This window comes from Polynucleobacter sp. MWH-Loch1C5, assembly GCF_018881775.1.
Classification (GTDB): Bacteria; Pseudomonadota; Gammaproteobacteria; order Burkholderiales; family Burkholderiaceae; genus Polynucleobacter.
In genome coordinates this window covers 1,427,237-1,447,218 of record NZ_JACVPR010000001.1, presented here as the reverse complement: position 1 = coordinate 1,447,218, position 19,982 = coordinate 1,427,237, and the positions used below count along the sequence as shown (strand labels likewise).

20 protein-coding genes, 1 tRNA gene and 1 pseudogene are annotated in these 19,982 nt (G+C 48.4%); 8 read left to right on the top strand and 14 right to left on the bottom strand.

Translation table 11 applies throughout. The annotated features are described in order from the left end of the window. Positions 1-2 precede the first annotated feature (2 nt). The 12 genes from ICE94_RS07385 to cysS form a co-directional block, all read right to left on the bottom strand. Entirely contained in the window at positions 3-905 is a 903-nt protein-coding gene (locus ICE94_RS07385; RefSeq protein WP_216150411.1) for a bile acid:sodium symporter family protein, read from the bottom strand. Between the two features lie 18 nt (positions 906-923). Next, a complete protein-coding gene (locus ICE94_RS07380; RefSeq protein ID WP_216150410.1) occupies positions 924-2,687 on the bottom strand; it encodes an AMP-binding protein in 1,764 nt (587 codons plus the stop codon). Between the two features lie 88 nt (positions 2,688-2,775). After that, the gene (locus ICE94_RS07375; RefSeq protein ID WP_216150408.1) at positions 2,776-3,171 is read right to left on the bottom strand and encodes a hypothetical protein; all 396 of its coding nucleotides are present in this window, start codon (positions 3,169-3,171) and stop codon (positions 2,776-2,778) included. A gap of 30 nt (positions 3,172-3,201) precedes the next feature. Next, entirely contained in the window at positions 3,202-3,642 is a 441-nt protein-coding gene (locus tag ICE94_RS07370; RefSeq protein ID WP_216150405.1) for a hypothetical protein, read from the bottom strand. Positions 3,643-3,829: 187 nt separating this feature from the next. Further along, positions 3,830-4,078, bottom strand: a complete 249-nt coding sequence (locus tag ICE94_RS07365; RefSeq protein ID WP_216150404.1) for a hypothetical protein — start codon at positions 4,076-4,078, stop codon at positions 3,830-3,832. Positions 4,079-4,585: 507 nt separating this feature from the next. Continuing rightward, positions 4,586-4,676 (bottom strand) — tRNA-Ser (locus ICE94_RS07360). A 35-nt stretch (positions 4,677-4,711) separates the two neighbouring features. Then, the gene (locus tag ICE94_RS07355) at positions 4,712-5,962 is read right to left on the bottom strand and encodes an aspartate kinase (protein WP_216150402.1); all 1,251 of its coding nucleotides are present in this window, start codon (positions 5,960-5,962) and stop codon (positions 4,712-4,714) included. A gap of 69 nt (positions 5,963-6,031) precedes the next feature. Further along, positions 6,032-6,307: a hypothetical protein gene (locus ICE94_RS07350; protein WP_216150400.1), complete on the bottom strand. Its 276-nt coding sequence runs from the start codon at positions 6,305-6,307 to the stop codon at positions 6,032-6,034. Between the two features lie 151 nt (positions 6,308-6,458). Beyond that, a complete protein-coding gene (gene tilS, locus ICE94_RS07345) occupies positions 6,459-7,721 on the bottom strand; it encodes a tRNA lysidine(34) synthetase TilS (protein ID WP_216150392.1) in 1,263 nt (420 codons plus the stop codon). Beyond that, a complete protein-coding gene (locus ICE94_RS07340) occupies positions 7,687-8,658 on the bottom strand; it encodes an acetyl-CoA carboxylase carboxyltransferase subunit alpha (protein ID WP_216150390.1) in 972 nt (323 codons plus the stop codon). Before ICE94_RS07340 ends, tilS begins: the two co-directional genes overlap by 35 nt. 47 nt (positions 8,659-8,705) lie before the next feature. Next, positions 8,706-9,368: a DNA-3-methyladenine glycosylase gene (locus ICE94_RS07335; RefSeq protein WP_216150388.1), complete on the bottom strand. Its 663-nt coding sequence runs from the start codon at positions 9,366-9,368 to the stop codon at positions 8,706-8,708. 1 nt (position 9,369) lies between these two features. Then, the gene (gene cysS / locus ICE94_RS07330) at positions 9,370-10,770 is read right to left on the bottom strand and encodes a cysteine--tRNA ligase (protein WP_216150386.1); all 1,401 of its coding nucleotides are present in this window, start codon (positions 10,768-10,770) and stop codon (positions 9,370-9,372) included. 155 nt (positions 10,771-10,925) lie between these two features. On the opposite strand from cysS, the gene ICE94_RS07325 reads away from it, so the two are divergent. From ICE94_RS07325 to ICE94_RS07315, 3 genes are read left to right on the top strand one after another with little or no spacing between them, the layout of a single operon-like run. Beyond that, complete coding sequence (locus ICE94_RS07325; RefSeq protein ID WP_255539108.1) at positions 10,926-11,567, top strand: tetratricopeptide repeat protein; 642 nt, start codon at positions 10,926-10,928, stop codon at positions 11,565-11,567. Between the two features lie 46 nt (positions 11,568-11,613). Further along, on the top strand, positions 11,614-12,117 hold the full coding sequence (locus ICE94_RS07320) for a peptidylprolyl isomerase (RefSeq protein ID WP_216150379.1): 504 nt from the start codon (positions 11,614-11,616) through the stop codon (positions 12,115-12,117). Between the two features lie 2 nt (positions 12,118-12,119). Further along, a complete protein-coding gene (locus ICE94_RS07315; protein ID WP_216859835.1) occupies positions 12,120-12,905 on the top strand; it encodes a UDP-2,3-diacylglucosamine diphosphatase in 786 nt (261 codons plus the stop codon). Here the strand turns inward: ICE94_RS07315 and ICE94_RS07310 are convergent. Next, positions 12,902-13,705, bottom strand: coding sequence for an inositol monophosphatase family protein (locus ICE94_RS07310; RefSeq protein ID WP_216150378.1), 804 nt, complete (start codon positions 13,703-13,705; stop codon positions 12,902-12,904). The two genes, ICE94_RS07315 and ICE94_RS07310, sit on opposite strands and share 4 nt — an antisense overlap. Positions 13,706-13,741: 36 nt before the next feature. Between ICE94_RS07310 and ICE94_RS07305 the strand changes: the two genes are divergently transcribed. The 3 genes and pseudogenes from ICE94_RS07305 (at position 13,742) to mutS (ending at position 17,772) form a co-directional block, all read left to right on the top strand. Continuing rightward, positions 13,742-14,551 (top strand): RNA methyltransferase, encoded by an 810-nt coding sequence (locus tag ICE94_RS07305; RefSeq protein ID WP_216150376.1) that lies wholly within the window; start codon positions 13,742-13,744, stop codon positions 14,549-14,551. Continuing rightward, positions 14,551-15,099: pseudogene (cysE, locus tag ICE94_RS07300) on the top strand (serine O-acetyltransferase); the annotation flags it as partial. The gene ICE94_RS07305 and the pseudogene cysE, both read left to right, overlap by 1 nt. A 27-nt stretch (positions 15,100-15,126) precedes the next feature. Next, positions 15,127-17,772 (top strand): DNA mismatch repair protein MutS, encoded by a 2,646-nt coding sequence (gene mutS, locus ICE94_RS07295; protein ID WP_216150365.1) that lies wholly within the window; start codon positions 15,127-15,129, stop codon positions 17,770-17,772. Here the strand turns inward: mutS and ICE94_RS07290 are convergent. Continuing rightward, the gene (locus ICE94_RS07290; protein WP_216150363.1) at positions 17,764-18,342 is read right to left on the bottom strand and encodes a peptidylprolyl isomerase; all 579 of its coding nucleotides are present in this window, start codon (positions 18,340-18,342) and stop codon (positions 17,764-17,766) included. The genes mutS and ICE94_RS07290 overlap by 9 nt on opposite strands. Before the next feature lie 110 nt (positions 18,343-18,452). Between ICE94_RS07290 and ICE94_RS07285 the strand changes: the two genes are divergently transcribed. Further along, entirely contained in the window at positions 18,453-19,694 is a 1,242-nt protein-coding gene (locus ICE94_RS07285) for a cupin domain-containing protein (protein ID WP_216150361.1), read from the top strand. Positions 19,695-19,805: 111 nt separating this feature from the next. Next, entirely contained in the window at positions 19,806-19,982 is a 177-nt protein-coding gene (locus ICE94_RS07280) for a hypothetical protein (RefSeq protein WP_216150359.1), read from the top strand.

The following is a 19,982-nucleotide window of genomic DNA, read 5'->3' as shown; positions in this document are numbered from 1 at the left end:
TACTAGGCTTTTGCTAATTTGGCACGGTCACGTGCCGCAGCCTCTTCATCAGCTTTACGTCTAAAGAAGAATGTCAAAATCGTAGAATTCACCACAATAAACAGTGAATACAAGACGGGGATTAAAAGTACATCTTGCTGATTAGGGCCAGTGATATTGAGGGTCACGATCAAAATCGCCAGAGGACCATTTTGAATACCAATCTCAAGAGCAATCGTGCGCGCACGGTTCTTATCTTCTCTTGCGCCACGCGAAATGTAGTAAGTCGCTAACATACCAATCAAACCAAGCCCAATAGCACCTGCGTAGACTGTTATAGGCGTATCAAGAAGTAGCTGATAGTTACGGGGGATCCATGTGACCACTAGGAAAAGAATCACGCCGACGCCAAAGGCAGCACCAATAAGTTCAACGGTTGCTCCCACGTTAGCATTGAGCTTACGCAGTATCACACCAATGACCGTAGGCACTAGCAAGACTACCAGGACTTGAGCGACGTTTTCTGCGGGGATGACATAGTCTCCCGAGAAGCCTGCCAAATTAGAATAGAAAGCAATGGTTGCAGGCACCATCACTAAGGCGGCAAGCGTAGATACACAAGTCATCATGATCGAGAGCGCCAAATCACCCTTACAGAAGTAAGTAAAGATGTTAGAGGTTGTACCCCCTGGCATACAGCTCATCAAAATCAGACCAATCGCAATTGCTGGTGGCAAGCCCAAGAGCTTAACCAAGCTAAAGCCAATGAAAGACATCAAACCATATTGCAAAAACAAACCCAATATCAGGCGCTTGGGCTTACGGAATGAAATGAGGAAATCACGCCAGGTCAAGGATGCTCCCATGCCCAGCATGATGATGATCATCATCATGCCTAGTAGTTTTGTCTCGAATTCGGTAACCATAGTGTTCTTTCTATCTTGTTATTGTCTGGGTGCACCCATCTCAGCCAAGGCTTCTGCTCTGAGAGTCTTACGTAAGACCTTACCAATGGGTGTTTTCGGCAAGTCATGACGAATCAAAACTTGATGTGGCACCTTGTAGTTGGTGAGTTGTGATTTGCAATGTGCAATTACATCTGCTGTCTTGAGCTCGCCATCATGCTCAGGATTAGGTACGACATAAGCACGCACTGCTTCACCACTGACTGGGTCTGGGACACCGACTACTGCTACTTCCAATACAGCATCCATTTGGGCGATGACGTCTTCAACCTCATTGGGGTAGACGTTAAAACCTGAAACCAAGATCATGTCTTTCTTACGATCCACAATGCGCAGATAGCCCTCTTCATCCATCATGGCCACATCACCCGTAGCTAACCAACCATCATGGAGCACTTTGGCAGTCTCTTGATCTTGTTGCCAATAAGCCTTCATCACCTGAGGTCCTTTGACTTGGATCTCACCCGGTTCACCGATGCCAACGAGTTGACCATCTTCTCCCACCAAACGCACATCGGTACCCGGTGTTGGAATACCAATACCGTTGCGTGGTTTACCCGACAAAGGATTGAATGTCGCAACGGGCGAAGTTTCAGTCAGACCATAACCTTCGGCAATCGGTGTCTTAGTCACTTCGCGCCAGCGTTGGGCTACAGCTAAGTGCAAAGCCGTACCCCCCGCAATCGAAGCTTTAAGGTGCTTGGGTGGATAAGCCAAGAACCACTCTTCATTAAGCAGCGCGTTGTATAAGGTGTTCACCCCAGTCATCCAGGTCACTGGGTAGTTCTCAATCGCACGCTGCAAGTTCTGCACTGGACGTGGGCTCGGAATCAAGATGTTTCTGGCACCAATGACCAGGAAGCCTAGGAGGTTCGCCGTGAATGCAAAGATGTGATAGATCGGTAATGCAGTGAGTACACATTCAGTACCGATTTGCATATGGGTGCCACCCATGGCCAACATTTGATTGACGTTGTTCAATAAGTTGCTGTGGGTGAGTACGGCTCCTTTGCTGACCCCTGTAGTACCACCGGTGTACTGCAAGACGGCCATTTCATCGGGACCAATATGTTCCCAATAAGTTTTAGCCGGGGTTTGCGCCAAGGTCGCCGCACCCTTTTTCAGGGCACTAGCAATGCGCTCATGCGGCACAGTGATACTTGGCAAAACACGGTTCCAAACTTTTTGCACTAAACGAATCACACGACGCGGAACGGCTGGGAAAAATGCCGTGACATCCGCAACGACGACATGCTTGATTTGAGTCTTGGCTAATACTTCTGGTAATTTATTAGCGAACATATCAATGATCACGAGTGCTTTGGCACCCGAATCATTGAACTGATGAATCATCTCGCTTTCGGTATAGAGTGGATTGGTGTTCACCAAAACACATCCGGCTTTCATGATGCCAAAAGCAACAATCGGGTAAGACAAACTATTGGGCAACTGCACTGCGACGCGATCACCGGCTTGCAAACCTAATACGCCGCGCAAATAGCCGGTAAATGCATCTGACATTTCATCGACTTGCTTGAATGTCAGATTGCCATTCATACCGTTCGGTACGACGCAGGTATAGGCCTTTTTCTTAGGGTCTTGTTGCGCATAGCGCAAACACATATCGTGTACAAGCGCTGCTAGATTGGAATACTCTGGAGCTTTGAGTTGAGGCACAATGCCAGCCTCTTGATAAGCTTTTTGCCAGAGGGCGTGAGAGTGATTAGCATGAGTTGTATTCATGCTTTCGATTGTAGGTCCGAGGCCTAAAAAACAGAAACCCTTACTTATCTCATTGTTTTTATAGGGTTTTCACTAAGTGTATAGGGCTTTATTGAGTGGCGCTCTTAAAGCCGCAATACCTCAACTGACCCTTATGCTGGGGCTCATTAATCAAATACTCTAAGAAGCTCTGCTTCGCTTGGTAACGACGCTTGCTATCGGCTTCGCTCAGGTCACAAGTCCAGTTGTCCTTATCCTGAATTTTGCAATCTTCAAAGACTGAAGAACTGATCCAGTTTTTCTCAGGCCCAAAGGTATGAATCACGACGGTCTTTTCGCGAGCGTTCACCAGAAATCCTTGAAAATGGGGTTTTTCGGTAATCGAACAATCCGAGCAATCTGCGTTCTTACCTTGATGACAAGAAATAATCTGATGCGTTAGGCGTTGATCAGCATGACTGGCCTGGGCCATGATCAATCCACAGATAAATAAAAAGGCTCTCATGATGGTTTCCGTTTCTTGACTAAGATTGACTTATGGCGTTAGACATCTCATGGGCTTAGCGCCATTGATGAGTTTTTCGCAATAGTTAAATCCGATTTTCAATAATTCTTTCTTCTGCTGGCGAGGGTCTTGTAAAAGAGTACACGCAAAGAACTCATAGTGCAGGCTATTCAGTTTGTCGAGGGTTTTCAGGCTAGACCTGACTTTGTTCACATCCCCGCCCTGCGCATGAATTTGTTTGAGTTGCTTTGCGGTCAATTGTTCAAGTTGCTCTTGATACTTCATGAATTCCATCTGTGCAATGCCGTGACGATCTTTTTCCGAGCTTTCTATAAGCTTCTTTTGTAGTGTGTCTAGGTAACGACTCTCAGCGGCCTCAATCGCTCTTGGGCACAAAATACTCGCATTATCCGCATAGCCTATGGAGGCATGAGTCAGACATATGAGTGCGCTGAGGTAAAGTTTTTTCACTAGGTAAACCACAACGATTCGTTAAACAAACTAGCACTGAAGCCAACACCAGAAGTGTCTTGTTTCTCATCATACGCCGATCCATAAAATTGGGTTGAACCATTGAAGAATGGAGCTCAGAGCTTGATGCTCAGGGTGGTGTTGGGGCCAGACACCACCCTGGCAATCAAAAACCGTGGATAGCTCCCTAGGACTGCCAGATTTTTTTATGGTTCGAGTCCGGACAATGAATCTGATGCATGACAAAGTCTTGTGAGCGCGATGGCAGACGGTCAAAAAGATCTACATCCAAGTAGTCTTCAGGATCCCACTCGTAGTCTTCTTTATGAATTTTTCTTTTGGGTAAATCTTTGGGTACAGCGTAACTAGGGTCCATGTGATTTTTCACAACCCAGGCAAAGACGTTTCTTTGATTGACCTGCCTATTTCTGATCATAGCAATCCTCCATAGTTAAGAAATGATTGGGCGAGATCGCCCCTGCAAAACAAAGAGTCAACTCTATGAAGAGAAATACAAGCGCAAGAACTAGCGACAGTACTCATCGACATAGATAGGTGTCGACTCAATCTGCTGGCTAGTCGCGTGTGAACTTTTAAGGTGTGTGAGCTTTCAGAACACTGCTTTGGCTGGCTCAACACAGCTCATTCGATACCCTGAAATGGTGTGTTGGTGAGGAAATCTTACCTCAATTTTTTAGCTGAGATACATGCTTTTTTGAAGTGACAAAAGTGCTAATGAGATATGTCAAAAGTGCCAGTGAGTCTTGATTTTATTGGGGTTCTGGGATGCTGATAATGATTGGCCCAGCAGTCAGTTGTATGAAGTGTTTGACAGGCTGTGTAGGAAAAATTTAGTCCGAGTTTTTTGTGGGGTTGTTAGATCAAAAAGCTTCAAAGGTAGAAAATAAAAAAGGAGCAGAGCTCCTAATTTAAACAACTAATCTGGCGGAGACGAGAAGATTCGAACTTCCGATACGCTTTTGGCGTATGCTCCCTTAGCAGGGGAGTGCCTTCGACCACTCGGCCACGTCTCCATTTCACGTGTTACTGTGAACACGTGAATTGTAAATTACTTTTGCTCTAACTCGAAAGCTTTATGGAGGGCTCTGACTGCGAGCTCCATATATTTCTCATCAATCAGAACAGAAATCTTGATCTCACTCGTTGAGATCATTTGAATATTGATGCCCTCTTCTGACAAAGTGCGGAACATTTTGCTCGCAATGCCAACATGAGAACGCATACCAACACCCACTACAGAAACTTTAGAAACTTTGGGGTCGCCCAGTATTTCTTTCGCCTGAATGTGTGCCTGTACCTTGCTCTTCAATAGATCTAAAGCTTTTTGGTAATCTGCTCTAGGTACGGTGAATGTGAAATCAGTCTTACCATCTACAGACTGGTTCTGAATGATCATGTCCACATCAATATTGGCATCCGCGATCGGGCCCAAGATTTGATATGCAATACCTGGCTTATCAGGTACCCCTAAAACAGTGATCTTTGCTTCGTCGCGGGCGAAAGCAATACCCGAAATGACAGCGGCTTCCATATTGTTATCTTCCTCAAAAGTAATCAAAGTACCCGAATTCATTTCTTGTTCGAGCGGCATGAGTGGGTCAGTGAGCGATGAGAGTACACGTGTTTTGACACGGTACTTGCCAGCAAACTCAACTGAACGAATCTGTAAAACCTTAGAGCCTAAGCTGGCCATCTCCAGCATTTCTTCAAAGGTGATCTTATCCAAGCGACGCGCATCTTCACATACGCGTGGGTCAGTGGTGTACACACCATCAACGTCGGTGTAAATCAAGCACTCATCTGCATCTAAAGCAGCCGCAACCGCAACTGCAGAAGTATCTGAACCACCACGACCTAGGGTAGTGATATTACCCTTCTCATCCACACCTTGGAAACCTGTAATGACAACGCACTTACCGGCATTAAGATCAGCTTTGACCTTATCACCATCAATCCCCTGAATACGGGCCTTGGTGTAGGAAGAGTCGGTTTTAATGACGACCTGCCAACCTGCATAACTGACTGCAGGTGTGCCTTCCGCTTGTAATGCTAAAGCTAATAAGCCTGAGCTGACCTGCTCACCTGTAGAAGCAATCTGATCTAACTCACGTGGATCAGGATTAGCAGAGATCTCTTTAGCCAAGACTAAAAGGCGGTTGGTTTCCCCAGACATCGCTGATGGCACAACCACCACCTGATGTCCAGCCTTCATCCACTTGCTAACGCGTTTGGCGACGTTTCTGATGCGCTCAATCGAGCCCATCGAGGTACCGCCGTATTTATGAACAATTAAAGCCATGTTTGAATGTGTATCTAGTAATCGTAAAAATCGCACCACGAGGGTGCGTTTTCCAGCAAAACTATGATTTTACACGTTTAGAGCCTCCTCATCAGTGCTTTTTTCCTCACAGAGGCTTTGTATTTGCTCATCCGTTAAACCGAGGCGCTTTAAGCGTATGCACAGACTTAAGACCTTGTCTGAAACCTCAATGCCCAAAACACGACTTTCATAATGCTCGACATCGTCAATTAACAATTGCAAGAAGCCCTTGCAATTGTTAATGCCTGATCCAGTGACCATGCGACGCATATGCATAAGCGCCGTTCTATAGTCTCTATCGTTGTGGATGTCGTACTGATTCATTTCTACTCCTTCTGGGTTTCCCCTTTTGTTCCAAAAATACAATCTTTAAGAAAAAAGATTGGGTCACTATTTTTCTAAAAAATGTATGGACAACACAAGGGGGGTTTTGTGTAGGAAATGATGGGAATTTGTGTGTAGTAATTACTGCTTACTACTGCCAGAGCGGCACTATGCGGGGGCCTGAGTTGGTGCTCCAATCGGCATGAATGCCAAGCCCGGCCACAGCAATGAGATCCTCACCAAGATATAAAAGAGGAGCCTGGCGCTGCCAAGGCGGAATGTTGGCTTCTTGGAATAGATTCTTGAGTGTTTTGCGAGGCCGATCTGGATGTGTTTTGAATTTCTCACCCCCACTGCGTGGCATGGTGTTAATCAGCCCCCTATGTTTGGCTTGCTCAAAGACAGCCTGGGCAATACCCCACTCTCCTTTTTTGGCTTTTCTGAATGTCCACTCACCTTCTTGAATAGGCTTTTCAATATGAAGTTCTTGCTTCCACACCCTCAAGGTATAGGCATCGTGTTGCCAAATGATTTGCGCACTTCTTTTTTGCTTGTCTAGATCTTGCCACCAGGCTTGTAGGCGCTCTTCACTCGGCGCATGAATGCCTTGTTGCTGTAGGTAATACCTGAGGGCATTATTGGCTCTGAGGGGCTCTACCTGGTGGAGCTTTTTTAGACCCTGCATATTCAGCACTGGGCCTTGAATCAATGGCTTTAAATCCATTTGCGCCAGTTGCGTGAGCAATGTATGCGCCTGACTCAGATATCGGGCACTTTGAGCAAGATTCTGTTTGGCCTGCGCCTGGATTTTTTCTAGGGCGGGCATGACGTGCTGACGAATGGCATTTCTGGTGTAGGCATCATCTTGGTTACTAGGGTCTTCGACCCAAATGATGTGATGCAACTTAGCATACGCTTTCAGCTCAGAGCGCGGGGTCTCTAAAAAAGGTCTATAAAACTGTAATGTCCCTTTAGCTTTGATGGCCGGCATAGCTTGTAAACCTGAGAGCCCTCCTCCTCTGAGCAACTGAATCAGAACCGTCTCGGCTTGATCATCTTGATGATGCGCTAAGAGAACATGTCCAATCTGATGGATCTCACACATTTCTTGGAGTGCTTGGTATCTTAATTGCCGTGCTTGGGCCTCAATATTGCCTTTGTGGGTGAGCGTGACGTGGCGATAGTCAAAGTGGCAAGCGAGTTCTTGGGCTCTGGCTTGGCAATGCGCTAGCCATGCATCGGCTTCTTTTTGAATACCATGATGAATATGCAAGGCATAGATGTTCTTAGCCCCATAGTGCTTGACAGCAGCATGAAGCAAAACGGCGGAATCCATTCCGCCGCTATAGGCTACTGCAATCTTGGGCTTGGCTTGGGCCTTACTTGTCTTGGGTGGTGTCTTTGAATTTGCCATAGCTCATGAGGCGCTCATGGCGACGCGCGAGGAGTTCATCCACACCCATGCTTTGGAACTGTCTTAATGAGTCAGCCAAGGCACGTTTGAGCATGGCAGCCATATTGGCATGATCACGATGAGCACCACCGAGTGGCTCATTGACGATTTTGTCGATGAGTCCCAAAGCTTTGAGACGCTGCGCTGTCAGCGCTAATTGCTCAGCTGCTTCAGGTGCTTTTTCTGCGGTCTTCCACAAAATAGAAGCACAACCTTCTGGAGAAATGACTGAGTAGGTGGCATATTGCAACATCTGCACCACATCCCCCATCGCAATCGCTAAGGCTCCACCTGAACCGCCTTCACCGATGATGGTGGCGATGATGGGCACTCTGAGCTCTGCTTGCACATAGAGGTTATGGCCGATCGCTTCGGATTGATTGCGCTCTTCCGCATCAATACCAGGAAAGGCGCCCGGGGTGTCGACAAAAGTGAAAACCGGGATATTGAATTTTTCCGCAAGACGCATCAGACGCTTGGCTTTACGATAACCCTCAGGGCGGCTCATACCAAAGTTACGCAATGCGCGCTCCTTAGTATCGCGCCCTTTTTGATGGCCAATCACCATACAAGGCATGCCATTAAAACGGGCCAAACCACCGACGATGGATTGATCATCGGCAAAATTACGATCACCATGCAGTTCATGGAAATCGGTAAAGATGTGGTTCACATAGTCCATGGTGTAGGGACGCTGTGGATGACGGGCAATTTGCGCGACCTGCCAAGGCGTTAAGCGGGCATAGAGGTCTTTGGTGAGTTGCTGGCTTTTTTCTGAGAGCTTTTCAATTTCTTCAGAAATATCAACGGCTGACTCATCTTGCACAAAGCGGAGCTCTTCGATTTTTTGCTCTAACTCGGCAATCGGTTGCTCGAATTCTAGAAAAGTGATTTTCATGGGGTCTATTCTAATATGGCAGGGGGTATTTCCCCAAAAAAACGGCTTTAGTACTCAACTGGGATGGGATCGATACTGCGCCACATATACCAAGTGGCTACAGTTTTCCAAGGCTCCCAATTGGCTGCGACCTCTTTGGCCTCAGAACGAGTCACAGGCTCACCACTGAAATAAGCCAAGGAAATGCCTCTAATTAGACCAATATCGTCCAAAGGCAAGACATTGGGGCGCATGAGATAGAAGATCAGGAACATTTCGGCGGTCCAGCGACCAATTCCCCGAATCGCGACTAACTCTTTGATGACGGTTTCATCATCGAGCTGATCCCATTGAGCATGACCTAAACCACCGTTTTCAAAATGGTTGGCCAAGTCGCGCATGTATTCAACTTTGCGCGTGGATAAACCTGCAGCGCGCAGGAGGCTCGGCTCTAGTTGGAGAATGTTTTTGGCATTGAAGTGTTTATGCTGAGCACGATTGGTCTCTAAAAGACGGTCCCATACTGATTGCGCAGCTTTAACAGAAATCTGCTGCCCCACAATGGCTCTGGCAAGTGTCTGAAAAGGATCACCGCGGGTCGTGAGAAATTCTGCTTGCGGGTACTTCGGAATGAGCTTACGCAAGATACGGTCTTGCTTCATAAGCTGCGTACAAGCCGTTTGCCAATAATCCGGCGCAGCCAGGACTGCTGAAGTCTTTACTGCAGGCATCTTAGGCACGACGCCAGACAGTGATACCGCCTGGCTTATCTTCTAAAACAACGCCTTGGGCTAAAAGATCTTGGCGAATCTGATCCGCTTTGGCAAAGTCTTTGTCTTTTTTAGCCTGCGCACGTGCCTCAATGGCCTCTTGAATACTCTCTTCACTCAGACCGGCTTGTCCGATTCCACCCTGCAAGAAAGCTTGGGGGCTTCTCTCCAGTAGACCTAAGAGTTTGGCAAGGCCTTTAAGCTCTCTGGCTAAGTCCACTTTTTGCTCACCTTCTGCTTTATTGATTTCATTGGCAAGCTCAAACAAAATGGCAATTGCTTCTGGGGTATTGAAGTCATCATTCATGACTTCGGCAAAACGCTTTCGCCACTCACTGGGTTTGGCATACGTGGGGATCTCTGCTACAGAAGCGAGTGCGTTATATAAACGCGTCAAACCTTGTTTAGCCTCATCGAGATGAGCGTCACTATAGTTCAGCGGGCTACGGTAATGCGCTTTGAGGATAAAGAAACGTACCACTTCAGGATCATAGCTTTTGAGCACATCACGAATGGTGAAGAAGTTGCCCAAAGACTTGGACATTTTTTCTTCATTGACTCGCACAAAGCCATTGTGCATCCAGGTGTTCACAAAAGGCTTACCGGTCTCGTCCGAGAACGCGCCTTCACTTTGAGCAATTTCGTTCTCATGGTGAGGGAACTGTAAGTCTGCCCCACCGCCATGAATATCAAAATGCTGCCCCAAAAGGTCACAACTCATGGCCGAGCATTCAATATGCCAACCCGGGCGACCCATGCCCCACGGTGAAGCCCATTGGCTATCCGCCGGCTCGGTGGGCTTGGCGCTCTTCCATAAAACAAAGTCCAATGGATCTTGTTTGTGGCTAGCAATCGCAACTCGCTCACCCGCTCTGAGGTCATCCAAGGACTTCCCAGAGAGCTTGCCATAGCCCTTGAATTGACGCACGGCATAGTTCACATCACCATCTTCAGCTTGATAGGCATAGCCTTTTTGTATGAGCGTGCTGATGATGCCCTGCATCGATTTCACATAGTCCGTGGCACGTGGCTCATGATCCGGTCTTTCAATGCCTAAAGCATCCGCATCCTGATGCATGGCATCAATAAAACGCTGCGTCAGCTGGGCAATGCTTTCTTGATTTTCAAGCGCACGCTTGATGATCTTGTCATCGATATCGGTGATATTGCGTACATAGGTCACTTTTAAGCCGCTGGCTTTTAACCAACGCTGCACCATGTCAAACACGACCATGACACGGGCATGCCCAATATGGCAATAGTCATAGACCGTCATGCCACACACGTACATTTTGACCTGACCAGGCTCGATCGGCTTGAAGACTTCTTTACGGCGCGTGAGGGTATTAAAAATTTGTAGCATGCGGGTCTTGAATTATTTTTTCATGCGCCATGGCTTATGCTTGGCGGTTTTGTTAGACTGAGCGCTGAGTATAGCTAATTTCCCCAACAATGACCGTAAGCCAAACCCCGTTTTCTAGCCCCCTGCGATCTATCTATCTGCCGCTTGCCTGCGCCATGAGCCTATGGCTGCCTAGCGCTGGCCATGCGCAATTATTGGGGGGTAATCCTGTCAATCCACTCGATCGCTCAGCGATTGCGGCCAAAGCAGATCCTTCGCCATTTGAGAATAATCCGAATGCCGTGCAATCAGCACAGATGCAACCGTCTCTGGCCACCCCTTTTATTGTCTTGCAACGTATTCCAGAACCGAAGAATCGCAATGCGATTCCGGCTGATATTTACAAAGCGATTGCTGATAAAAAATTAGATTTGGCACAAAGCTTGATTGCCAAAGAATTAACAGCCAATCCTCGCAATGTGCAATTGCGTTTCTTGTCTTCTCGCATTCAGTTGGAAGAAGGGCAAATTGATGCTGCCCAGAAAACGCTTATAGAACTGACGCAACAGTTTCCTGAATTGCCTGAACCCTATAACAATTTAGCAGCTATCTATGCGCACAAGGGACAACTAGAAGAAGCGAAAGAGTATCTCGAGCTGGCTCTGAAAGTACAACCGTCATTCCCAACAGCGCTGGAGAATCTCGGCGACGTCTATACACGTCTAGCCGCCCGCGCCTATGGCCGTGCGGTGCAGCTTGATAAGCGTCAAGTCGATAGTCGCCGCAAGATGAAGCTTGCTGAAGATATTCTGAAATAATTTCATTTTTTTTATTGTTTTGATTATTTGTTCATAAAGGAAAGTCATGTCTAAAGTTCAACTCACGACCAATCACGGCAAAATTACATTGAGCCTCAATGATGAGCTCGCCCCGAAGAGCGTGGAGAATTTCTTGGAGTATGTACGCTCAGGTCATTACAACGGTACGATTTTCCACCGCGTGATTGCTAACTTCATGATCCAAGGCGGCGGCATGGAACCGGGCATGAAACAAAAAGCCACACGTGCACCGATTGATAATGAAGCAGATAACGGCTTGCCGAACAAGCGCGGCTCGATTGCGATGGCGCGTACCAATGATCCGCACTCAGCGACTGCCCAGTTCTTTATCAATGTGGTGGATAACGCCTTTTTGAATTTCTCAGCTCCCACACCTTCTGGTTGGGGCTACGCCGTTTTTGGTGAAGTGATTGAGGGTATGGATGTGGTCGATGCGATCCGCCAAGTAAAAACAGGCAGCTCAGGCTTTCATCAAGACGTACCTAAAGAAGATGTGGTGATTCAATCTGCTGAAATCATCGAAGAATAAATATGTCTTTTGCCAACGCGGTCCTGATCTCCGATTTACACCTGACGGCGTCAATGCCGCGGACCGCGCAACGTTTTTTTGATTTCACAGAAAATGAGGCGCGCCAATATGGCGCCCTCATCATCCTCGGCGATTTATTCGAGTACTGGGTGGGCGATGATGCTAAAGCACACTCCCCCTTCCACCACCAAGTGGCACAGAAGATTGCTGCGGTGGCCGATGCCGGCATACCTGTTTTCTTTATGCACGGTAACCGTGACTTCCTGCTAGGCGAGACCTTTGCCAAAAAAGCCAAGATGACTCTACTGCGTGACCCGCAAGTCATGACGATTGCCAATGAGTCATGGGTTCTCAGTCACGGCGATGCTCTGTGTACCGAAGATCATTCTTACCAGCGTTTTCGTCGGGTCGTACGCCACAGCTGGGTACAAAAGTTATTTTTAAGCTTGCCCCGCGGCATGCGCATCAAAATTGCCAGCACTTTACGCAGCAATAGTACTGCTCAATATCAGCGTGCCGCACGTTTCACACCCGAAGTGATTCAGGTCAAAGGAGATGTCACTTTAGTCGCTACTGCGGGCTTAATGGCGATGACCGGTGCCAAGAAACTCATCCACGGTCATACGCATCGTCCTGGCTATCATCAAGAAAGTCTGGGTGGTCAACACTGGGAGCGCTGGGTGCTCTCCGATTGGGACTTTGACCATCCTGAGACGGTGCTACCGAAGGGCAATGCTTTAGCCATCACAGCCGAGGGTGTACGCAGCCTAGACTTGGTGCAGGCTTAATTAGATTGGCTGTATTTCTGCAGGATTTGGACCATTTGGCCAAAAATCTTCGGGTTAGCGGCCATGATTTCACCGCTCTTGAGGTAACCCTCTTCACCCGCATAATTGCCGACCAAACCACCGGCTTCGGTGATTAAGAGTACCCCAGCTGCCATATCCCAAGGGGATAAGCCTTGCTCAAAGAAACCATCGACACGACCTGCTGCCACGTAAGCCAAGTCCAATGATGCGGCGCCTGGACGGCGCAAACCAGCACATTGAGTGGTCATATCTTTAAACATCTTGATATAGGTATCGACATCTTGGTCAGCGCGGTATGGAAAGCCTGTGGCAATTAAGCAATCCGCCATCTTGGTGCGACCTGCCACTCTCAGACGTTTATTGTTCAGGTAAGCACCACCGCCTTTGGTAGCAGTAAAGAGTTCATCACGATTCGGGTCATAGACCACCGCTTGGGTGATCACACCATCGACTTGTAAAGCAATCGAGATGGCGTACTGTGGAAAGCCATGAATGAAGTTGGTAGTGCCATCCAGTGGATCAATGATCCAAGTGTATTGAGTTTGTCCTGGGTTGGACGCTGCTTGCTCGCCAGTCTCTTCAGCTAGAAAACCATGCTCAGGATAGGCGGTTTTGAGAGTATCGATAATCGCAGCTTCAGCCGCTTGGTCGACTTCCGTGACAAAATCGTTGTGTTGTTTACGTGTGACCTGATAACCATCATTGCTCAATGAGGCTCGGTTGATAATAGTGCCAGCGCGACGAGCGGCCTTCACGGCCACGTTTAACATGGGGTGCATAAGTAATCTCAAAACACAACGAATTGGAGAAGAACAATGTCCAGCTCACAAGCTGAACGGCAAAACGCGATTTTAGCCCGAAATAAGGAGCAATTGGGCGTTTTACAAGAAAACTGGCCCTTACGCTGGGTGATGATGCGTACCAGCCACCCGGGAAACGTCGGTTCGGCCGCACGCGCCCTCAAAACTATGGGCTTTGCCGACCTGCATTTGGTGAACCCTGCTTACCCGCGGATGCAGAACAAAGCCGAGGCCATCGCCTTAGCCAGCGGGGCTTTGGATATTTTGGAAAACAGTCAAACCCATACTGAGACACTCAGCGCCGTAGGCGATGCCCAGTGGGTATTTGGCCTGACCGCTAGAGATCGAGAATTCGGGCCACCAGCGATCTCTTTACCCGAGGCTTGTGATTTAGCAGCCAAGGCACTGATTGCCAAACAGAGTGTGGCCATGATGTTTGGTACGGAGCGTACCGGCCTAGACAATGAGGATCTAGAGGTCTGTACGCATCGCGTATGGATTGATGCCAATCCCCTTTACCCATCACTGAATCTGGCGCAAGCCATGATGGTGGTGGCCTATAGCTTGCGTCAAGCCATGATGCAGCAATTACTTTCTAAGACCAGTCCTGAGATGCCTGAGATGGCAAGCGCTGTCGCAGTCGCTAAGATGCTCGAGCATTGGGAAGCCGGTTTGGTCGCGATCGGCTATCTCGACCCTGATCATCCAAAGAAACTGATGCCACGTTTGCAAGCGCTCTTCGCGCGTGCCGGTTTGCGCCAAGAAGAAATCGATCTTTTACGCGGTATCGCCAAACAAATGCTATTGCACGGTAAAATTCGCTGATGTCTTTATTCGAACACGTAGATTCCATTATTGAACGCGACCCGGCTGCGCGTACCCGTCTTGAGGTCATCCTTTGCTATCCGGGTTTACACGCCATTTGGTTACACCGCGTTGCGCATTTTTTATGGAATATAGGTCTCAAGCTCTTGGGGCGCATTGTGTCCCATACGGCGCGCTTTATCACCGGTATTGAAATCCATCCTGCTGTGATCATCGGCAAACGGGTGTTCATTGATCATGGCTTAGGTGTGGTGATTGGTGAGACTACCGTGATTGGTGACGATTGCACAATCTATCAAGGCGTGACCTTGGGCGGCACCTCTTTGTATAAAGGTACCAAGCGCCACCCGACTCTCGAGGCGGGGGTAGTGGTGAGTGCCGGCGCTAAAGTCCTCGGTGGCTTTACAGTGGGTGCGGGTGCACGCATTGGTTCAAACGCTGTAGTCCTTAAAGCGGTTCCCGCCGGTGCCACAGCGGTCGGCATCCCCGCACGGATTATTCAAACGGATGAGTCACAACATTCCTTTACGGCTTATGGTGTGCGCCCTGAAGATTTGGGCAATTAATTTTCTCTTATGAGTGCTGCAGGCTTGTCCTCGACTGAGCTGGCTAAACATACGCCAGCGATGCAGCAGTTTTTACGCATCAAAGCAGAACATCCCCATGCTTTGGTATTTTTTCGTATGGGGGATTTTTATGAGTTGTTCTTCGAAGATGCTGAACGCGCTGCTCGCATTCTCGATATCACCCTCACACAGCGCGGCCAGTCAGCCGGTGCACCGATCAAAATGGCTGGTGTTCCCTACCATGCGGCTGAACAATATTTAGCCAAATTAATTCGTCATGGTGAATCAGTCGCGATTGCTGAGCAAATAGGCGATCCAGAAACAAGTAAAGGCCCTGTAGAGCGTAAAGTCGTGCGGGTGGTGACCCCTGGTACTTTGATTGATGCAGCCCTACTCAATGAACGCAGCGATGCACCGGTCCTCGCCTTGGTCCCTGCCAGCGCTCAGGCAGAGCTCTGGGGCTTAGCCTGGCTCACAGTGACCAGTGGTCAGCTACAAGTCACTCAAGCTGCTCGTTCAGAACTAGCCAGTCAATTAGCTCGTATCCAAGCAGTAGAAGTGATCTGTCCACTCGGCTCAGCAGAGATGCTGCGCGATATTCTGCGTGACTCTGCAATGGCTCATCTCACTTTAGGGGGCCAACAAATTCCGGATTGGGTATGGACACCAGACGAAGGACAGCGCCGTTTACAAGAAGCTTTTGATGTGGCCTCTTTACAAGGTTTTGGGATTGATGATCTAGACCGCTATAGCCCTTCATTAGCAGCTGTAGCCGGTGTCTTGGCTTATGCTGCGAATACTCAAGGCCTAGGTTGGCATGGGCAACTCCCGCATCTGCAACGTTGCAGTGTCTCTGATGACCAACAGTACATTGGTTTAGATGCCAGCACACGACGCAATTTAGAAATTACAGAAACGCTGCGCGGTGAAACCGAGCCCACTCTCTTATCTTTACTCGACACCTGCGCTAGTGCAATGGGTAGCCGGCGTCTACGCCACGTACTGCACCACCCATTGCGTGATCGGGCTGCAGTCGCTTTGCGCCACGCCACCGTACACACGTTCAAAAATGATTTATTTGCCTTAGAAACTTTACGTTCACAATTGCGCCAAATCGCAGATATCGAACGCATCAGCGGGCGTATTGCATTAGGCAGTGCTAGGCCGCGTGATTTAAGTAGCTTGCGCGATAGCTTGGCTGTCCTACCAGCAATTGCGCGTGAACTAGAGCGTTTTCATGCGACAGAGTTACTGCAAAGCTGGCAAGCTGTTTTACAGACTCCACCGCCCGTTCTTGAACTCTTGCAAAGAGCAATCGCTCCTGAGCCGTCTGTGGTGCTGCGCGAAGGGGGTGTGATCGCCAAAGGCTATCACCCTGAGTTAGATGAATTACGCAGCCTCTCAGATGACTGTGGTCAGTTCTTACTCGATTTAGAAGCGCGCGAACGTGCGCGCACCGGTATTGCCAACTTGCGCGTCGAGTTCAATAAGGTGCATGGATTTTTTATTGAGGTGACCCACGGTCAAACAGATAAGGTCCCAGAAGACTATCGTCGTCGCCAAACACTCAAGAATGCCGAGCGTTACATCACCCCAGAATTAAAAGCTTTCGAAGATAAAGCCCTGTCGGCCAAAGAACGAAGCTTTGCTTTAGAGAAACAACTCTTTGATGAATTAATTGTGCTCTTGCAAGCGCACGTGGCAGCTTGCCAAAGCTTGGCAAATACTTTGGCAGACATTGACCTCCTGGCTTGTTTTGCAGAGCGTGCTCATGTACTCGATTGGCAAGCGCCACAGATGAGTGATGAGGCAGTGTTAGATATTCAAGGGGGGCGTCATCCGGTGGTGGAGGCGCAGTTAGCCAAGCAATCGGAAGCATTTACTGCCAACGATATCCGCCTCGATAACAGTCGCCGCATGCTGGTGATTACCGGTCCGAATATGGGCGGTAAATCAACTTATATGCGCCAGATTGCCCTCATTACTTTATTGGCTTATGTGGGCTCCTTTGTGCCAGCGCGCAGTGCTGTGATTGGCCCGATAGATCGTATCTTCACCCGAATTGGTGCTGCTGATGATCTCGCTAGTGGTCGCTCTACCTTTATGGTGGAGATGACTGAAGCAGCGGCTATCTTGCATCGTGCTACTAAAGAATCTTTAGTTCTCATGGATGAAATTGGCCGCGGCACATCGACCTTTGATGGTTTGGCTCTGGCCTGGGCCATTGCAGAACATTTGGCAGCGCGCAATCGCTCGTGGACACTTTTTGCAACGCATTACCTCGAGCTCGCAAGCTTACCCACTAAACATAGCAGTTGCGCTAATGTGCATTTATCAGCACTGGAAAAGAATCATCGCATTGTGTTTATGCATAGCGTGCAAAGTGGTCACGCTAGCCAAAGCTACGGCATTGGGGTGGCGCAACTCGCTGGTGTACCTCAAGAAGTGATCAAAGATGCACGCAAACATTTACAACGTCTTGAAGAACAAAAAGGTGATCAGCAACAAGCGGATTTGCTGAGCATGGCACAAGATGCCGAAGTGGTCACACCGCCCTATCAAGAATTACTCAGCACCTTAGGACAAATCGATCCCGATCAGCTCTCGCCACGCGAGGCTTTGGATCTTTTGTATCAATTGAAAAAATTAATGTAAGGTCGGACGACGCTCGGATGTACTGGGATAAACATCCCCATCATCATCTGCATCACCACCCTCTTCACCTTCTAAGACTCTCAGGCCAAAGGCATTTTTGGGATGCCCATCGACGAGTTCCTCATCAGTGGCTTGGCGCACATCTTCAATTTGCAACCAAAAGCGTAAAGAGATTCCTGCCAAGGGATGATTACCGTCTAAAACCACTTTATCTTCAGCCAGATCTGTGACGGTGTAAATCAATTGCGTATCCTCATCTTCCTCTTCTTCAGGGTCTTCGAGGAGTCCTTCAAACTGCATACCGACTTCTAGCGGCTCGGGAAAACGTGAACGCGGTTCGATCTTTAATAGTTCAGGGTCGTACTCACCGAAAGCATCGGTAGGCTCAAGCGAAATAGTGGTCTCATAACCAATATTTTGCCCATCAACCGCTGCTTCAATCTTGGGAAAGGTACCGTCATAGCCACCATGGAGATAGACCATGGGGTCCGTGGATTCTTCGATGAGGTTCCCTTGTGCGTCCGTCAGACGATATCGAATCGAGACGATCGTATTTTTTTCTACTTTCATTAATGCTATTTTACCTAAATGACTTGCCTCTGATGCTAAATCGTACTGAGAGAGATTGTAAAAGCGTGTTTTCTCGCGAAAATCGGTTTAAATCAGGCAAAATGCATGCCATGAAACCGACTCTGTCCTCTTACCCCTATACCCCGCCTGCGATGCCACAACCCATGCCCCTAGGCCAAGCTTGGGCACTCTTAGGAGGGATGAGCCCCGAAGTATTCATGCGGGATTATTGGCAGAAAAAACCCCTTTTAATACGCGGCGCTATTCCGGCTTTTGCCTTAGCCAAAAAATCAGGTCAGGCCCTGACTAGTCCGATTGATTTTGCCCAGTTATGCACGCTCGCACAATCCGATCAAGTGGAATCGCGCCTGGTGAAAGCCCATCCTTGGTCTTTAGAAAAAGGGCCTCTGAAACAGATTCCGGCGCTCCATGAAAAAGAATGGACGCTGCTGGTTCAAGGCATGAATTTGCATCACGAGGCAGCGCAAACCGTTTTATCTTGGTTCCGTTTTATTCCCGATGCGCGCTTAGATGATTTGATGATCAGCGTTGCGGGCCCTGGGGGTGGCGTCGGTCCACACGTCGACTCTTACGATGTCTTCCTATTACAAATGTCAGGTCGACGTCGCTGGAAAATTTCTGCACAAAAGAATCTCGATTTCTGCGCTGGCTTACCACTCAAAATTCTAAAAGATTTCAAAGCGAGTTCAGACTGGATCTTAGAACCAGGCGATATGTTGTACTTACCGCCACACATCGCTCATGATGGCATCGCTTTAGATCCCGGCTGCCAAACATGGTCGATTGGCTTTCGTTCACCGAGTTATGCCGAACTCATAAGTGAAATCTTATGGCGTACAGCCGATGTCTTGGCTGAGGATCCTGCCCTCGCGAGCTTATACACAGATCCTCTGCAAAAAGCAGTCGCTGGCAGTGGGCGCATCCCTCAAGCGATGGTCAAAGCGATTGCGAAGCGCCTCGATCAATTACGTTGGTCAAACAGTGATATTTCTTGCAGCTTGGCAGCCATGCTGAGCGAACCCAAACCTCATGTGGTCTTTGAACCACCCCAACCGGTCTTATCCCTATCGGCCTTTCATAAGGCAGTCCTGAAACACGGCTTGCGACTCGCTTGGGCTTCACGTCTTTTGCATGACGGCGAGTTCATTTACCTCAATGGTGAAAGTGTTTCAGATAACCATGCACCCGACTGGTCCACATGGCTGGCCCTGAGCCATTTACAGCACTTAACGGGTGCGCAAATGGCAGAAGCTCAAGCTGTCTTAGAGGATGAAAATAACCCATGGTACGAGCACTATTTAGCCGGGGCTTTGATTTTGAACAAGACCTAGGGTTTTCCACTAGTTTTTTGTTGAAAACTGCTTATAATCATAGATGAATCGCGTGTGCGATTTACGGCGCAAGCCGATGATTAGCTAATCTAAATATTTAAGGATAGAAAAATGAAAAAATCACTCTTGATCGCATCTTTGTTAGCAGTTTCTTTGGCAGCTTGTGGTAAGAAAGAAGAAGCTAAGCCAGCTGCTCCAGCTGCTGACGCTGCTCCTGCACAACAACCTGCTGCTGGTGCTCCAGCTGCTGCTCCTGCTGCTCCTGCTGCAGAACCAGCAAAGAAGTAA

Coding starts and splice junctions, on each gene's coding strand:
- ICE94_RS07335 (WP_216150388.1), bottom strand. CDS start 9,368: ATGCCTGCAGTAAAGACTTCAGCAGTCCTGGCTGCGCCGGATTATTGG.
- cysS (WP_216150386.1), bottom strand. CDS start 10,770: ATGCTACAAATTTTTAATACCCTCACGCGCCGTAAAGAAGTCTTCAAG.
- ICE94_RS07315 (WP_216859835.1), top strand. CDS start 12,120: ATGTCTTTTGCCAACGCGGTCCTGATCTCCGATTTACACCTGACGGCG.
- ICE94_RS07355 (WP_216150402.1), bottom strand. CDS start 5,962: ATGGCTTTAATTGTTCATAAATACGGCGGTACCTCGATGGGCTCGATT.
- ICE94_RS07310 (WP_216150378.1), bottom strand. CDS start 13,705: ATGCACCCCATGTTAAACGTGGCCGTGAAGGCCGCTCGTCGCGCTGGC.
- mutS (WP_216150365.1), top strand. CDS start 15,127: ATGAGTGCTGCAGGCTTGTCCTCGACTGAGCTGGCTAAACATACGCCA.
- ICE94_RS07320 (WP_216150379.1), top strand. CDS start 11,614: ATGTCTAAAGTTCAACTCACGACCAATCACGGCAAAATTACATTGAGC.
- tilS (WP_216150392.1), bottom strand. CDS start 7,721: ATGGCAAATTCAAAGACACCACCCAAGACAAGTAAGGCCCAAGCCAAG.
- ICE94_RS07325 (WP_255539108.1), top strand. CDS start 10,926: ATGAGCCTATGGCTGCCTAGCGCTGGCCATGCGCAATTATTGGGGGGT.
- ICE94_RS07380 (WP_216150410.1), bottom strand. CDS start 2,687: ATGAATACAACTCATGCTAATCACTCTCACGCCCTCTGGCAAAAAGCT.
- ICE94_RS07285 (WP_216150361.1), top strand. CDS start 18,453: ATGAAACCGACTCTGTCCTCTTACCCCTATACCCCGCCTGCGATGCCA.
- ICE94_RS07280 (WP_216150359.1), top strand. CDS start 19,806: ATGAAAAAATCACTCTTGATCGCATCTTTGTTAGCAGTTTCTTTGGCA.
- ICE94_RS07340 (WP_216150390.1), bottom strand. CDS start 8,658: ATGAAAATCACTTTTCTAGAATTCGAGCAACCGATTGCCGAGTTAGAG.
- ICE94_RS07350 (WP_216150400.1), bottom strand. CDS start 6,307: ATGAATCAGTACGACATCCACAACGATAGAGACTATAGAACGGCGCTT.
- ICE94_RS07290 (WP_216150363.1), bottom strand. CDS start 18,342: ATGAAAGTAGAAAAAAATACGATCGTCTCGATTCGATATCGTCTGACG.
- ICE94_RS07305 (WP_216150376.1), top strand. CDS start 13,742: ATGTCCAGCTCACAAGCTGAACGGCAAAACGCGATTTTAGCCCGAAAT.
- ICE94_RS07365 (WP_216150404.1), bottom strand. CDS start 4,078: ATGATCAGAAATAGGCAGGTCAATCAAAGAAACGTCTTTGCCTGGGTT.
- ICE94_RS07385 (WP_216150411.1), bottom strand. CDS start 905: ATGGTTACCGAATTCGAGACAAAACTACTAGGCATGATGATGATCATC.
- ICE94_RS07375 (WP_216150408.1), bottom strand. CDS start 3,171: ATGAGAGCCTTTTTATTTATCTGTGGATTGATCATGGCCCAGGCCAGT.